The sequence below is a fragment of the Chromohalobacter moromii genome, assembly GCF_023091865.1.
Classification (GTDB): domain Bacteria; phylum Pseudomonadota; class Gammaproteobacteria; order Pseudomonadales; family Halomonadaceae; genus Chromohalobacter; species Chromohalobacter moromii.
Genome location: NZ_JAHXDI010000001.1, coordinates 770,649 through 785,739, shown reverse-complemented (window position 1 = coordinate 785,739; position 15,091 = coordinate 770,649). Strand labels below are relative to the sequence as shown.

Below are 15,091 nucleotides of genomic sequence, written 5' to 3'. Positions count from 1 at the left end.
CCGGTGCAGCTCGGTTTTTTATCGAGCCCGGTGAAGCTCGACCATGAAGTCGTAGTAATCGGTGCGGCAGTAAGTGATGGTCAACTCCGCCGGGCTGCCATCGGCGAGGTAGCCAAGGCGGGTGACCTTGAGCAGCGCCTCGCCTTCGGGGACTTCAGCCAAGGCGGCGAGTTCGGCGTCGGCATTGACGGCAGTCAGGTGCTGCAGAGCGCGTTCCACCGTCTTGCCGTGCACTTCCAGCGTCGCGTAGAGCGACTGCCCGACGCCTTCCGGCTCGGGCAGTACCGATTCGGGCAGGCAGCTTTCCTCGACCGCCATCACCACGTCGTCGGCTAGGCGCAGACGCTTGAGACGCGCCACCTGAGTGCCGCCTCGCAGCCCGAGGCGCAAGGCCTCTTCGGTACTCGGCATGCCCAATTGACGAGACAGCCAACGCGAACGGGGCGTGAAGCCACGCTGCGTCAACAACTCAGAAAAACTCGTCAGACGCGTCAGTGGCTGGTTGAAGCGTGGTGCGATGAACGTGCCTGAACCGTGCGTACGCCGGATCAGGGCCTGCTCCGCGAGTCGCTCCAACGCCTTGCGCGCGGTGATGCGTGACACTTCCAGCGTCTCGGCCAAAGCGCGCTCGGAGGGCAAGGCCTCGCCGGCCTGCCAGGCTCCCGCTTCTATGGCATCCCCCAACTGCCGCGCCAACTGATGATAAAGCGGCGTCGCCAGGTCGGGGTCGAGTGTGATCCGAGCAAAACGCGGGTCCATGAAAGCGATCTCTTGGTCTTCAATACTTGATAACCAATATAGAGCCTCCTTAATACCAGTCAAATACCAATTGGTTTTATGGTGGTATCTACCAAGCTATACCCCCTGCCGAAGGAGAACGTGAAGAGGCAAGAGAAAAGTAAGGAAGAATGACGAAGGGGGTTAAGGAATGGAGGAATGAAGGGCGAAGCTGGTAGACACAAGCGCCTTTCGGACTTGATTACCGGCGCCGAGAACCGCATGCAATAGTCATCGACAACACTGAGGAGAGCCCCATGAAGACGCTAGTAATCGGTGCCAACGGCCAGATCGGCCGCCAATTTTGTGAAATCGCGCATGAGGCCGACGTGCCGATACGCGCGATGATTCGCGATACGTCGCAGCAGGCGTGGTTCCAAGAGCGAGGTATCGAAACGGTACTCGCCGATCTGGAAGGTGACTTCCGCAAAGCGTTCTATGGCTGCGATCAGGTGGTTTTCGCGGCGGGCTCGGGCCCGCATACCGGCCCCGACAAGACGTTGATGATTGATCTCTATGGCGCGCTGAGCGCGATCGATCTGGCCGCGTCACTGGGTATCGGGCGTTTCATCATGCTCAGCGCGATGCGCGCCGACCAAGTGCTTGAGGCACCGGCCAAGCTACGCCCTTACATGGCCGCCAAGCATGCCGCCGATGCTCATCTGCGTGCATCGAAGGTGCCTTACGTGATCCTCAAGCCGGGCCGATTGACCGACGAGGCCGCGACGCAACGTGTCACGACCGATGTCGCCAACGCCGATGACAATCGCATTTCACGCGCCAATGTCGCGCATGCGTTGATCGAGGTAGTGCGCAATCGCGAACTGCGCCAGCGTGAGTTTTCCCTGCTCGATGGCAATACGGCGATTGCTGAGGCGCTGCGCTGATCCAGCGTTCGGCGGGACATCACGTGTATCCCCGCTTTTCCCCGCCAGCCGTCGGTTGGCGGGGAATACACGAACCCGTATAGTATCGACCTACTCCCCCAAACCGAATGTGTCTCGATGCTGCAGAACAACTCCGCGCTTGCCCAGCTCAAGCAACAGATTCGTGAAACCACCCCGCGTGTCCAAGGGGTGATCAAGGCCACCGATCGCGGCTTCGGCTTTCTCGAAGCCGAAGACGGTACCTCCTATTTCGTTCCGCCCCCCGCCATGAAGCAGGTACTGCATGGCGACCGCGTCGATGCGCTGATCAAGCAGGAGGGGGACAAGACCTCCGCCGAGCCCGACACGCTCCTCGAGGCGGGGCTCGAGCGTTTCGTGGCGCGACTGGTCAAGCGCGATGGGCGCCTCAGCGTCGTTCCAGACCATCCGTTGATCAATAACCAGTTGCGCGCACGCCTCAAGAACTCGCTCGACGAAAGTACGCTCGGTGACGGCGACTGGGTCGTGGCGCGCTTGGTGCGCCACCCGCTCAAGCCCGACGATCGCGGTTTTTTCGCCCAGGTCGACGAGCTCGTAGTCAAGGCCGACAACCCCGCCGTGCCGTGGCGCGTGACGCTGGCGCGTCATGCGCTGGAGCAAGCCTCGCCGCAGTTCGGCGAGCAGTGGCCGCTGCACGACGAAGGGCTTGAACGCGAAGACCTCACCGCGACGCCCTTTTTCACCATCGACGGTGAAAAGACACGCGACATGGACGACGCCTTGTACATCGAGACACGCGAAGATGGCTGGCGTCTCAGCGTGGCGATCGCCGACCCCACGGCCTACGTCCGCGAGGGCGACCCGGTCGATTTGGAAGCGCAGACACGGGCCTTCACGGTGTATCTGCCGGGCCAGAACGTCACCATGCTGCCGGAAACGCTCGCCAATGAACTGTGCTCGCTGAAGGAAGGCGAGGATCGCCCGACCCTGGTTTGCACATTGGATATCCAGCGCGACGGCACCCTCGGCGACTATCGCTTCTTCGCCGCCAATGTCCGTTCGCATGCCCGCCTGGTGTATGACCAGATTTCCGACTGGCTGGAAGGCCAAGGTGATTGGGCTCCCGACGACGAGACCATGGCCACGCAGCTCAAGGCCTTGGCCGCGATGACCGAGGCCCGCAACGCCTGGCGCGAGGAACACACGCTGGTGTTCAAGGATCGTCCCGATTATGCCTTCGACGTCGATGACGCGGGCAACGTGTTGGCGGTCCGTATCGAGGAACGTCGCACCGCTCAGCGCATGATCGAGGAGTCGATGATCGCGGCCAACGCCTGCTGCGCCGACCTACTGGCCTCGCGCGTGGGCCATGGCATCTTCAACGTGCACCAGGCGTTCGAACCCGAGAAGGCCGATCAGGCGATCGAGTTCCTGGCCACCCAGGACATCAACGTGGAACGCGAACAGTTGCTGGAACTCTCGCGCTATCGCGAGCTGCGCCGCGCCCTGGAAGCACGCGAGGATGCCTGGCTCGACGCACGTCTGCGCCGTTTCCAGGGCTATACCAACATGTCCGCCCAGCCTGGCCCGCACTTCGGGCTGGGACTGCCGGCATACGCCACCTGGACATCGCCGATCCGCAAGTACGGCGACATGGTCAATCACCGCTTGATCAAGCGCGTACTCAAGGGCGAGGACGCACCCGCCGAGGCCAGTCAGGCATTGACCGAGCAGCTCACCGAGCGTCGGCGTCTGAATCGCATGGCGGAGCGTGACGTCAAGGATTGGCTCTACGTCCGCTATCTCGGCCCCTCCGCCGAAAACGGCGAGGTCTTCGACGCCGAAATCATCGCCATCAACCGTGGTGGCATGCGGGTTCGGCTCTCCGCCAATGGCGCCACGGCGTTCGTCCCGGCACCGTTCATGCACAGTGAACGCGACAAGGTCGCCATCGACGACAAGGAAGGCCGCATCCAGATCGAGGGCCAGCCGCGCTACAAGCTCGGCGACAGCGTTCAGGTCGCCCTGGCCGAGGCCGTCGAGACGACACGCTCGTTGGTGGCACGTCCCGCCGTCTGAAGCTGACCATGCCTTGCGTCACAAGCAGTGGACGCAAGGCATGGCATGTGCCAGCGTAATCTCATGACAGCGCGGTGACATTCCTACGACAAGCCCGTCAGGGCCCGAGCGGTCACTCCGTAACCAACCGGGAAGGTTTCAAGGAGTCACGCTTTGCATATCACCGATATCACGATGTTCTACGCCCCTGCCAGCGGTGGGGTGCGTACCTACCTCGAGGCCAAACGCAACCGTTTGGCGACACTGCCTGGCGTGACATCCAGCCTAGTGATTCCCGGCGCCCGCCATACGGTCAGTGAGTCCATTCATGAAATCCCCGCGCCACCGCTTCCCTTCAGCCAAGGGTACCGGTTTCCTCTCAAGCGAGAGGGCTGGCGGCGCGAATTGATCCAGATGGCGCCGGACCTCATCGAGGCGGGCGACCCTTACGTCACTGCCTGGGCCGCGCTTGATGCCGGCCGGGCCTTGGACGTGCCCGTGGTCGGATTTTACCATTCCGACCTGCCACGCCTGATCGGCAACCGCCTCGGGAATTGGACGCGCATGGCCCTTGAGCGCTATGTCGAAAACCTCTATCGGCATTGCAACCGTGTCCTCGCGCCTAGTCGCGTCATCGCCGATAAATTGCATGGCCTCGGCCTCGACAATGTCGCCCTGCAGCCACTTGGGGTCGACTTGAAAACCTTCTCGCCACAGCGCCGCCAAGATGTCTACCGCCAGCACTTGGGCCTCGACGACGCTACGCGCCTTCTGATCTTCGTGGGACGCGGCTCGCGCGAGAAGAATCTTCCGGTCTTGCTGGAAACCGCACGCCGTCTCGGCAAAGGCTACCACCTGCTGTTGATCGGGCCACAGATGCCGCAGCGCGTTCCCGACAACGTCAGCGTCATCGGCCGCTACACGGCCACCGCCGAGGTCGCCGAGTGGCTGGCAAGCAGCGACATGCTGCTGCATGCCGGTACTCAGGAAACGTTCGGCCTGGTCGCCCTGGAAGCCATGGCAAGTGGCATTCCGGTCGTCGCAGCACGCGCCGGCGCACTAGCCGAGAACGTTCCTCTGGGCTGTGGGCTGCTCTGTGAGCCCCACTCACCGGACGACATGGCACGCGCCGTGCGCGAACTCAGCGCCAATGCGCCCGAGGAACAAGGGCGCCATGCCCGCCTGCATGTCGAACGCCATCACGACTGGGATATCGTGGTCTCCAGCCTGATGCATCATTATCGTGAATTGACCGGACAGCGCGTCAACACGGAGAGTCTTCAGCATGGCTGATCGTCATCTTTCCCTCGTGCTCCACGATGTCGCGCCGGAGACTTGGCCCGATTACGTCGATTTCGTGGCCAAGGTCGACGCTCTGGCATGCCGACACGGCCCGATTCCTATCACCTGGCTGGTGGTGCCCGATTTTCATCATCGCAGCGACTGTCGCCGCGATGGCGCCTTCCTCGAGCAATTGCAACGTCGCCGCGCCATGGGCGATGAACTGGCATTGCACGGCTATTACCATTGCGACGATGCGCCCTCGCCGCGTACGCCCCGCGACTGGTTCATGCGGCGTTTTTACACCTGGGAAGGTGAGTTCTACGCCCTCGACGAAGACGAGGCGGCACGACGACTGGACAAGGGCATAGAACTCTTTCGATCGCAGAATTGGCCTCTCACCGGCTTCGTGGCACCGGCCTGGCTCATGAGCCAAGGGGCGCGGCGAGCACTGGCTCAACGCGACTTTTGCTATACCAGCGACCCACAGCATCTGTATACGCTGCCCGACTTTACGCGCCTCGAGGCGCCGGGGCTGGTATGGAGTGCTCGTAGTGCTTGGCGTCGTGGCCTGTCACGCCTAGCCAGCGAAACGCAGCGCTGGCGTAGTCGCCAGGCACCACTGCTGCGCCTGGGACTGCATCCCGTGGACATGCGTCATGCCCGAGTTCAGGCCTACTGGCTCTCTGTCCTGGAGCGACTGATTTACGAAGGGCGGCGTCCCATCACCAAGTACGATTGGGTGAGGGGGCAACGTCGGAGGGAGCAACACGCCGCATGAAGCGCCTGGTGATATTGCTGATTATCGGGTTGGTGGCGGCCATCAGCATCCCCCTATTGTTCGGAGGGCGCGCACTTTTCGGTGAGCTCGCCGCATTTCCCTTGCAGCAACTGGCATTGATGCTGCTATTGATCGTCATCTGTTGGAACATCAATGCACTGCGGCTTCGCTTGCTGCTTGCGGGGCGCGCCGGACGTCTCGGCCAGACGCGCGCGGTAGGCATCGTGATGTCCACGGAGTTCGCGATCTGCGCCACGCCCGGCGGCACGGGGGGCTTGCTAACGCTCCTAGGCTTGTTGGCCCGGCGCGGCGTTCGCCCCGCCCAAGCCTCGGCGATTTTCGCCGTCGATCAATTGACCGACCTGCTCTTCTTTCTTTCCGCATTGATCGGCGTCGCCCTCTATGTCGTCATCGAGGCCATCGACCTCAACCTCGGCTGGCTGGTGGGCCTGCCGTCATTGCTGCTGGTGTGCGGTTTCATCTTGCTATGGATGGTCATACGCCACTATGGTCCTCTGCTCCAGATTACCGGCGGTTGGCTCGAGCGGCTCAAGATCCGCCGCAAGGCACGTTTCGGATTCGCCCGCCGTTTGTTGCATTTCCGTAACGCCTTGATCGAAACGCTGCGCCTGCCTCGCCTGACCTTGTTGTCGGTTTTCGCCCTGTGCTGCGCTCACTGGATGCTACGTTACAGTGTCCTGTATCTGGCCGTGAAAGGCCTGGGTGCGCACATCGACTGGGCTTGGACCTTCCTGGTACAGATGCTTTCTATGGCAGCGGGACAGTTGAGCTTTCTGCCCGGCGGTGCAGGCGGTGCCGAACTGACCTCCACTGCTTTGCTGGCGCCGTTGATCGGCAAGCAAAGCGCCGCTGCCGCTGTGCTCATCTGGCGCTTTGTGACCTACTACTTCTATCTCATCGCCGGCGCTCCAGTCTTTCTGGCGCTGGCAGGGCGTGCCTTCGCCAAGCTACTGTCCCGCCGTCGGTAATCACGCGCGCATTTTTACGCAAGGCGGCGAACGCAGGCCATTTTCGTGTAGCACCTCAAACGACGAAGGGCATCCCATGGGGATGCCCTTCGTCATGCTCACTGCCCGGCGACCCATCGGTCGCCGTGCCTATAGAGGCGACTTACCAGCCAGTCGCTTCCTTCAGTGCATCGCCGATCTCGGCGAGCGAACGCACGGTCTTGACGCCCGCGGATTCAAGCGCCGCGAACTTCTCGTCCGCCGTGCCCTTGCCACCGGCGATGATGGCACCAGCATGGCCCATGCGCTTGCCGGGAGGCGCTGTCACGCCCGCAATATAGGAGACCACCGGCTTGGAGACGTGCTCCTTGATATACGCCGCGGCTTCTTCCTCAGCGGTGCCACCGATTTCACCGATCATCACGATCGCTTCGGTCTGCGGGTCCTGCTCGAACTTCTCGAGGATGTCGATGAAGGTAGAACCCGGAATCGGGTCGCCGCCGATGCCCACGCACGTGGACTGGCCGAAGCCATGATCGGTGGTCTGCTTGACCGCTTCATAAGTCAAGGTGCCCGAACGCGAGACGATGCCGACCTTGCCGGGCTTGTGGATATGCCCCGGCATGATGCCGATCTTGGTCTCGCCCGGCGTGATCACGCCCGGGCAGTTCGGCCCGATCAGGCGCACGCCCAGCTCGTCGCACTTGACCTTGACGTCGAGCATGTCGAGGGTCGGAATCCCCTCGGTGATGCACACGATCAGCTTGATGCCGGCATTGGCGGCCTCAAGGATGGAATCCTTGCAGAACGGCGCGGGCACGTAGATCACGGAGGCTTCGGCACCGGTCGTGTCGACGGCTTCCTTGACGGTGTTGAACACCGGCAGGCCGAGGTGCGTCTGGCCGCCCTTGCCTGGCGTCACGCCACCCACCATCTGGGTGCCGTAGGCAATCGCCTGCTCGGAGTGGAAGGTCCCCTGGCCACCGGTGAAGCCTTGGCAGATGACCTTGGTGCTTTTGTCGATCAGGATACTCATTACTTGCCCTCCGCTGCTTTGACGACCTGCTGGGCCGCGTCGGTCAAGCTGGTAGCAGCGATGATGTTCAGTCCGCTGGAGGCCAGTTTCTCGGCACCCAGCTCGGCGTTGTTGCCTTCGAGACGTACCACGACCGGCACGTTGACACCGACCTGCTCGACGGCACCGATGATGCCCTCGGCGATCATGTCGCAACGCACGATGCCGCCGAAGATGTTGACCAGAACGGCCTTCACGGAATCGTCGGAGAGGATGATCTTGAAGGCTTCGCCGACGCGCTCTTCGGTGGCACCGCCGCCAACATCCAGGAAGTTGGCCGGCTGGCCGCCGTTGAGCTTGATGATGTCCATGGTACCCATGGCCAAGCCGGCACCATTGACCATGCAGCCGATGTTGCCTTCCAGAGCGACGTAGTTGAGTTCCCACGCCTGGGCGTGCGCCTCACGCTCGTCTTCTTGGGACGGGTCACGCATGGCTTGCAAATCGGGATGACGATACAACGCATTGCCATCGAGGCCGATCTTGGCATCCAAGCAGTGCAGGTCACCACTGTCGTTAATCACCAGCGGGTTGATCTCGAGCAGCGCGAGGTCTTTTTCCTCGAACAGCTTGGCCAGACCCAGGAAGATCTTGGTGAACTGCTTGATCTGTGCGCCTTCCAGGCCCAGAGAGAACGCCAGTTCACGCGCCTGGTACGGCTGAGCGCCAACCAGCGGATCGACTTCGGCCTTGAGGATCTTCTCCGGCGTCTCTTCGGCGACCTTCTCGATTTCAACGCCGCCTTCGGTGGAGGCCATGAAAACGATGCGGCGCGTGCCGCGATCGACGACGGCGCCCAAGTACAGCTCGTTGGCGATGTCGGTGCAGTTCTCGACCAGGATCTTGGTGACCGGTTGACCCTTCTCATCGGTCTGGAAGGTCACCAGGTTCTCGCCCAGCCATTTTTCGGCGAACGCCTTGGCATCCGCGGGACTTTCGACCAGCTTGACGCCGCCCGCCTTGCCACGGCCACCTGCGTGAACCTGGGCCTTGACGACCCACTTATCACCGCCGATCTTCTTGCACGCATCGGCAGCTTCTTCGGGGGTATCCACGGCGAAACCCTTGGACACCGGTAGACCATAATCGGCAAACAGTTGTTTGCTCTGATACTCGTGAAGGTTCATCGTGTCATGCCATTGGTTGCATGTGACTCGAATGGTAACGATGGCCTCGATCTTTACAGCTTCAGGCCACCGCTACCCCTGTTCGCTCCCGCCTCAGCGGGAGCGACGCGTCTCTACACTGAAACGCTCGTCGAAGCGCTTATTTGCGCTTCTTGCGGTTGGCCATGTGAATGGCATGGCCATCCACCGCCAACGCCGCTTCGTGCACGGCTTCCGAGGTACTCGGGTGCGCATAGCAGGTCAGGGCCAGATCTTCGGCACTAGAGCCGAATTCCATGGCGATGACGCCTTGCGCAATGAGCTCCCCGGCATGCTGACTGATGATGTGCAGCCCCAAGATGCGGTCGGTCTCAGCATCGGCAATGACCTTGGCCATACCTTCCGACGCATTGTTGGCCAGCGCACGTCCGTTGGCGGAGAACGGGAAGGAGCCGGTCTTGACCTCGATACCGGCCTCTTTTGCGTCCTGTTCGTTCATGCCTACCCAGGCGACTTCCGGCGAGGTATAGATCACGCTGGGAATGGTGTCATAGTTCATCTCGGCTTTGTGGCCAGCGATGATGTCAGCCACCATTACGCCTTCTTCGGACGCCTTGTGCGCCAGCATCGGGCCGCGCACCACGTCACCGATGGCGTAGACACCCGGCACGCTGGTGCGGCACTGATCGTCGACGAACACGAAGCCGCGTTCATCGAGCTTGATGCCAACATCATCGCTAAGGATGCCTTCGGTGTAGGGACGACGTCCCACACACACGATCAGCTTGTCGAAGGTCTGTTCCTGCTCGCCGTTGGCGTCGGAATACTTGACCACGACTTCCTTGTCCTTGATCTCGGAGCCCGTCACGCGAGCCCCCATCTTGATGTCCATGCCCTGTTTCTTGAACAGCTTCTGACCTTCCTTGGCAATGTCTTTGTCGACCATCGGCAGGAAGGCATCCATCGCCTCGAGGACCGTGACGTCACTGCCCAGACGGTTCCAGACACTGCCCAATTCAAGGCCAATGACACCAGCACCGATCACGCCGAGGCGCTTGGGTACTTCATCGAACTCGAGCGCACCGCTGGAATCGACGATCAAGCCTTCGGTCAAGGGCGTCGGCGGGATGTCGACCGGAACGGAGCCGGAAGCAATCACGATGTTCTCGGCATCGTAGGTGGCCGTCTCGCCATCTTGACCGGTGACTTCGACCTGCTTCTCAGAGACGACCTTGCCGGTGCCTTCCAACGCCGTGACACCGTTGGCCTTGAACAGCGCGCTGATGCCGCCCACGTTCTTGGCGATAACGCCTTCCTTGAACTCCTGCATCTTGGCGATGTTGGGAGTCGGCTCGCCCACGTCGATGCCGATCTCCGCGTAATGGTCGCGGGCTTCGACGAACTTGTGAGAAGTTTCCAGCAACGCCTTCGAAGGGATGCAACCCACGTTCAGGCAGGTGCCGCCGTGGACGGTCTTGCCTTCCTTGTTGACCCACTTCTCGACGCACGCGGTCTTCAGGCCCATTTGAGCAGCGCGAATGGCCGCCACATACCCACCAGGCCCGGCACCAATAACGATCACATCGAATTTATCGGCCATGAAATCATCCTGTTCGAATTCAGTTAATTAGTCGCAACGCATCATTCGGCGACAACCATCACACGTCGAGCAAGAAACGTGCGGGATCCTCGAGCAATTCCTTGATCGTGACCAAGAATTGCACCGCGTCCTTGCCGTCAATCATGCGGTGGTCATAGGAAATGGCGAGATACATCATCGGACGGATCTCGACCTTGCCGTCGACGGCCATCGGACGCTCCTGGATCTTGTGCATACCCAGAATCGCGGTCTGCGGCGGATTGATGATCGGTGTCGACAGCAGCGACCCGAAGATACCGCCGTTGGTGATGGTGAAGGTGCCGCCCTGCATGTCTTCGATGCCGAGCTTGCCGTCGCGACCGCGCTTGCCGAAGTCGACGATGCTTTTCTCGACATCGGCGAGCTTCATGCTGTCGGTGTCACGCAGCACCGGCACGACCAAGCCACGCGGCGTGGACACGGCGACACCGATGTCCTGATAGCCGTGATAGACGATATCGCTGCCGTCGATCGACGCGTTCACGTCGGGGAACCGCTTGAGAGCCTCGGTGCATGCCTTGACGAAGAAGCCCATGAACCCGAGCTTGGTATCGTGCGCCTTCTGGAAAGTTTCCTTGTACTGACTGCGCAGGTTCATCACCGCGCTCATGTCCACCTCATTATAGGTGGTCAGCATCGCGGCGGTCTGCTGCGCCTGCACCAGACGCTTGGCGATGGTCTGGCGCAGACGACTCATTGGCACGCGCTGCTCAGGGCGATCACCCTCGACGGCAGGTGCCGGTGCAGCGGCGGCCTTGACGTCCCCACCAGTGGACTTGGCCTCCTTCTTGGCGGAGCCATCCTTGACGGCTTTTTGCACGTCTTCTTTCAGAACACGGCCGCCCTTGCCGGTGCCTTCGATCTTGCTGGCGTCCAGATCGTGCTCGGCGACCAGCTTGCGTGCCGCCGGTGCGAGGATCTTGTCGCCGACCTTTTCGTCACTGCCACCACCGGCGTCTTTCGACTCGCTCGCCGTATCGCTGGATGCGGCAGCGTCGCCGCCCCCCGCATCACCCCCGGCGCCTTCGGCAAACAAAGCGAGCACCGCTTCGGACTCGACCTGCTCGCCTTCCTGCACCTTGATTTCGCTGAGGGCGCCATCGGCCGGCGCGACGACTTCGAGCACCACCTTGTCGGTCTCGATGTCCGCGAGGATCTCGTCACGCTTCACCGCTTCACCGACCTGCTTGTGCCAGGTGGCCACGGTCCCTTCCTGAACGGATTCAGGGAAGCTCGGCGCTTTAACGTCATGCTGCTTGCCAGACGCCGCCGGCTTGGCATCGTCGGACTTAGCTGCTGCCGCTTCTTTGGGGGAGTCCTTGGCCGGCTCCGCGTCCTCTTTTTTAGAGCCCTCAGCGGATTTAGAGCCTTCAGCGGATTTAGAGCCCTCAGCGGTTTTTTCGCCGCCGCCTTCACTCGCGGCGCCCAGCATCCCAAGCACCTGCTCAGAGTCGCACGTATCGCCTTCTTCCACCTTGATTTCAGTCACGGTGCCGGCATCCGGCGCCACGACTTCGAGAACGACCTTGTCCGTCTCGATCTCGACAATCAGCTCATCACGCTCAACGCTGTCACCGACCTTCTTGTGCCAAGTGGCGATGGTGCCCTCGGCAACGGACTCCGGGAAATTCGGCGCTTTGATCTCAGTAGCCATGTCGTTTCCTTAGTATTTTCTCTCGATCCCGATGGAACGCCTCAGCCAGTAATGGCGTCTTCCACCAGCTGACGCTGCTGTTCAACATGGACGGACATATAGCCGGATGCCGGTGCGGCGGATGCCGGACGCCCCGCGAACTTCAGATCGCGCCCCAAGCCTTCCTGCACCATATCGGCCACCAGACGCATGTGATGCTGGCTTTGATACCAGGCGCCCTGGTTGAGCGGCTCTTCCTGACACCAGACGACCTGCTCGAGGTTCGGATAGGCCTTGAAGACCTCGTAAAGCTCTTCCTTGGGAAAAGGATAGACCTGTTCCAAACGCACGATCGCAACATCATCGTTGCCATTTTCGGCACGGTAGTTAGCCAGATCGTAGTAGACCTTGCCCGAGCACAACACCACGCGCTTGACGCTCTCCGCGTCGAGCTTGCCTTGGTCCGGCAGCACCATCTCGAAGCGACCATTGGATAAATCTTCCAGCGTCGAGGTTGCTTCCTTGTGACGCAGCAGGCTTTTCGGTGACATGATCACCAGCGGCTTGCGCAGCGGACGAATCACCTGACGGCGCAGAAGGTGGAAGATCTGGGCCGGGGTGGTCGGTATGCAAACCTGCATATTGTGCTCGGCACAGAGCTGCAGGAAACGCTCAAGACGCGCCGAAGAGTGCTCGGGGCCCTGGCCTTCATAGCCGTGCGGCAGCAGCATGGTAAGTCCACAAAGCCGTCCCCACTTGGTCTCGCCGGAGGAGATGAACTGGTCGATCACCACTTGCGCCCCATTGGTGAAGTCACCGAACTGGGCCTCCCAAATGATCAAGGCCTTGGGCGTAGTCGTGGAATACCCGTACTCAAACGCTAACGCCGCTTCCTCGGACAGGAGGGAGTCGCGGATGGTGAAATTCGGCTGATCTTCCTTGATATGCTCCAGCGGCACATAGGTCGAGCCGTCTTTCTGGTTATGCACGACGGCATGGCGGTGGGAGAAGGTTCCACGACCGGTATCCTGCCCCGTCAGGCGAATCGGATGGCCTTGATCCAGCAAGGTGGCATACGCCAAAGTTTCGCCAAAGCCCCAGTTGATGGCCAGGTCGCCGGCAGCCATCTTACGACGATCCTCGTAGATCTTGGCCACTTGGCGCTGGACCTCGACGTCATCGGGCACCTCGCACATCTTGGCGGCCAGTTGCTGCATGCGCGTCATGTCGATCGAGGTATCGGCGTCGCCCGTCCACGTGTGCCCGAGATAAGGCGTCCAGTCGACGAATAGCTCGGTATTGGGCTCCTTGACCAGCGCATTGGCGACGTGGTTGCCTGCCACCAAGTCATCGCGATATTTCTCGACCATGGTGGCCGCGTCATCGTCGCTGATCATCCCCTCTTGCACCAAGCGCGCCACATAGAGTTCGCGCGAACTCTTGTGCGACTTGATTTTCTGGTACATCAGCGGCTGAGTCCCGGAGGGCTCGTCGGCCTCGTTGTGACCGCGCTTGCGGTAGCAGACGAGATCGATCACCACGTCCTTGTTGAACTGGTAACGATAATCGACGGCCACCTGAGTGGCATGCACTACCGCCTCGGGATCATCGCCGTTCACGTGGAAGATCGGCGCCTGGACCATCTTGGCGATATCGGTGCAATACTCAGTGGAGCGTGCATCATCGGGCCGCGAGGTCGTGAAGCCAACCTGGTTGTTGATGACGATGTGCACGGTACCGCCGGTCTTGTAACCGCGGGTTTGGGACATCTGGAATGTCTCCATGACCACGCCCTGCCCCGCAAAGGCGGCATCGCCGTGGACCACGACCGGCAACACCTTGGCGCCCTCGCTATCATCGCGACGATCCTGGCGCGCGCGCACCGAGCCTTCGACGACCGGCGACACGATCTCGAGGTGCGAAGGGTTGAACGCCAATGCCAGATGAACTTCGCCACCTTCGGTCATCACGTTGGAACTGAAGCCCTGGTGGTACTTCACGTCCCCGGAACCCTGCTGGATGACTTTCTTGCCATCGAACTCGTCGATCAATTCCGAAGGGCTCTTGCCCAGCAGATTGACCAGCAGGTTCAGGCGACCTCGGTGGGCCATACCGATGACGACTTCCTTGGTACCATAATTGCCGGTGCGCTGGATGATTTCGTCGACCATCGGGATGAACGTCTCGCCGCCTTCCAGGCCGAAGCGCTTGGTGCCTGGATACTTGGACGCGAGATAGTTTTCCAGCCCTTCGGCAGCCGTCAAACGCTCGAGGATGTGCTTGCGTACATCGACGCTGTAGTCCGGCTTGGAACGCACCGACTCGAAACGTTGCTGTAACCAACGCTTCTCATCGGTGTTGACGATATGCATGAACTCGCAGCCAATGCTGCGGCAGTACGTCTTCTCAAGGACATCGACGATTTCCTTGAGCGGCGCCTGATCCTTGCCCAAGAACAGCGAACCAGTCTGGAAGGACGTTTCCATGTCAGCGTCGGTCAACTGATGGAAGGAAAGATCCAGATCAGGAATCGGGGTCGGGCTGCGAAGCCCCAGCGGGTCGATATCGGCACGCTGATGGCCGCGGAAGCGGTATGCGTTGATCAGTTGGAGAACCTTGACCTGTTTCTTGTTCTCACTGCTATCAGCGACACCGGCGGCGGGTTTGCCACGACGGTTTTGCGCCAACTGGTAGAACTGATCGCGAATCGGACTGAGAGGAACGTCGTGAGAGGGGGCGCCTTCCGGACGAGGTAACTGATCGAAATAGTTACGCCATTCGTCGGGAACCTCAGAGGGCTCGACGAGGTATTGCTCGTAGAGCGCTTCCACGTAGTGGGCGTTGCCGCCGCTGACATGGGAAGTGCGCCACATCAACTCCATTATGCCTTCTTGCATCTCTTGGTCA

The 15,091-nt window shown here is 60.9% G+C and carries 11 protein-coding genes; 5 read left to right on the top strand and 6 right to left on the bottom strand.

Going from position 1 to position 15,091, the window contains the following annotated elements:
• Positions 1-18: 18 nt before the first annotated feature.
• Positions 19-759, bottom strand: a complete 741-nt coding sequence (locus tag KZO83_RS03505) for a GntR family transcriptional regulator (RefSeq protein WP_247619777.1) — start codon at positions 757-759, stop codon at positions 19-21.
• 275 nt (positions 760-1,034) lie between these two features.
• On the opposite strand from KZO83_RS03505, the gene KZO83_RS03500 reads away from it, so the two are divergent.
• The 5 genes from KZO83_RS03500 (at position 1,035) to KZO83_RS03480 (ending at position 6,752) form a co-directional block, all read left to right on the top strand.
• Positions 1,035-1,664 carry an SDR family oxidoreductase gene (locus KZO83_RS03500; RefSeq protein ID WP_247619776.1) on the top strand — a complete coding sequence of 210 codons (630 nt, stop codon included), beginning with the start codon at positions 1,035-1,037 and terminating at the stop codon, positions 1,662-1,664.
• Between the two features lie 117 nt (positions 1,665-1,781).
• The gene (locus tag KZO83_RS03495; protein ID WP_178999432.1) at positions 1,782-3,722 is read left to right on the top strand and encodes an exoribonuclease II; all 1,941 of its coding nucleotides are present in this window, start codon (positions 1,782-1,784) and stop codon (positions 3,720-3,722) included.
• A 153-nt stretch (positions 3,723-3,875) separates the two neighbouring features.
• On the top strand, positions 3,876-4,994 hold the full coding sequence (locus tag KZO83_RS03490; RefSeq protein ID WP_247619775.1) for an N-acetylglucosaminyl phosphatidylglycerol synthase: 1,119 nt from the start codon (positions 3,876-3,878) through the stop codon (positions 4,992-4,994).
• Complete coding sequence (locus KZO83_RS03485) at positions 4,987-5,763, top strand: N-acetylglucosaminyl phosphatidylglycerol deacetylase (protein ID WP_178999430.1); 777 nt, start codon at positions 4,987-4,989, stop codon at positions 5,761-5,763. Before KZO83_RS03490 ends, KZO83_RS03485 begins: the two co-directional genes overlap by 8 nt.
• A complete protein-coding gene (locus KZO83_RS03480) occupies positions 5,760-6,752 on the top strand; it encodes a glucosaminyl phosphatidylglycerol flippase (protein ID WP_247619774.1) in 993 nt (330 codons plus the stop codon). The genes KZO83_RS03485 and KZO83_RS03480 overlap by 4 nt, the downstream gene beginning before the upstream one ends.
• A gap of 142 nt (positions 6,753-6,894) precedes the next feature.
• Here the strand turns inward: KZO83_RS03480 and sucD are convergent, their stop codons facing one another.
• The 5 genes from sucD to KZO83_RS03455 form a co-directional block, all read right to left on the bottom strand.
• On the bottom strand, positions 6,895-7,767 hold the full coding sequence (gene sucD / locus KZO83_RS03475) for a succinate--CoA ligase subunit alpha (protein WP_040244074.1): 873 nt from the start codon (positions 7,765-7,767) through the stop codon (positions 6,895-6,897).
• Complete coding sequence (gene sucC, locus KZO83_RS03470; protein ID WP_247619773.1) at positions 7,767-8,933, bottom strand: ADP-forming succinate--CoA ligase subunit beta; 1,167 nt, start codon at positions 8,931-8,933, stop codon at positions 7,767-7,769. Before sucC ends, sucD begins: the two co-directional genes overlap by 1 nt.
• 139 nt (positions 8,934-9,072) lie before the next feature.
• Entirely contained in the window at positions 9,073-10,512 is a 1,440-nt protein-coding gene (lpdA, locus tag KZO83_RS03465; protein WP_247619772.1) for a dihydrolipoyl dehydrogenase, read from the bottom strand.
• 58 nt (positions 10,513-10,570) lie between these two features.
• Positions 10,571-12,205 carry a 2-oxoglutarate dehydrogenase complex dihydrolipoyllysine-residue succinyltransferase gene (gene odhB, locus KZO83_RS03460; RefSeq protein ID WP_247619771.1) on the bottom strand — a complete coding sequence of 545 codons (1,635 nt, stop codon included), beginning with the start codon at positions 12,203-12,205 and terminating at the stop codon, positions 10,571-10,573.
• Between the two features lie 41 nt (positions 12,206-12,246).
• A complete protein-coding gene (locus KZO83_RS03455) occupies positions 12,247-15,081 on the bottom strand; it encodes a 2-oxoglutarate dehydrogenase E1 component (RefSeq protein WP_247619770.1) in 2,835 nt (944 codons plus the stop codon).
• Between the last annotated feature and the right edge of the window lie 10 nt (positions 15,082-15,091).

What these genes read in the sequence shown, in the direction of transcription:
- KZO83_RS03505 (WP_247619777.1), bottom strand. Translation starts at nt 759, where the DNA reads ATGGACCCGCGTTTTGCTCGGATCACACTCGACCCCGACCTGGCGACG.
- KZO83_RS03500 (WP_247619776.1), top strand. Translation starts at nt 1,035, where the DNA reads ATGAAGACGCTAGTAATCGGTGCCAACGGCCAGATCGGCCGCCAATTT.
- KZO83_RS03495 (WP_178999432.1), top strand. Translation starts at nt 1,782, where the DNA reads ATGCTGCAGAACAACTCCGCGCTTGCCCAGCTCAAGCAACAGATTCGT.
- KZO83_RS03485 (WP_178999430.1), top strand. Translation starts at nt 4,987, where the DNA reads ATGGCTGATCGTCATCTTTCCCTCGTGCTCCACGATGTCGCGCCGGAG.
- KZO83_RS03480 (WP_247619774.1), top strand. Translation starts at nt 5,760, where the DNA reads ATGAAGCGCCTGGTGATATTGCTGATTATCGGGTTGGTGGCGGCCATC.
- sucD (WP_040244074.1), bottom strand. Translation starts at nt 7,767, where the DNA reads ATGAGTATCCTGATCGACAAAAGCACCAAGGTCATCTGCCAAGGCTTC.
- sucC (WP_247619773.1), bottom strand. Translation starts at nt 8,933, where the DNA reads ATGAACCTTCACGAGTATCAGAGCAAACAACTGTTTGCCGATTATGGT.
- lpdA (WP_247619772.1), bottom strand. Translation starts at nt 10,512, where the DNA reads ATGGCCGATAAATTCGATGTGATCGTTATTGGTGCCGGGCCTGGTGGG.
- odhB (WP_247619771.1), bottom strand. Translation starts at nt 12,205, where the DNA reads ATGGCTACTGAGATCAAAGCGCCGAATTTCCCGGAGTCCGTTGCCGAG.
- KZO83_RS03455 (WP_247619770.1), bottom strand. Translation starts at nt 15,081, where the DNA reads ATGCAAGAAGGCATAATGGAGTTGATGTGGCGCACTTCCCATGTCAGC.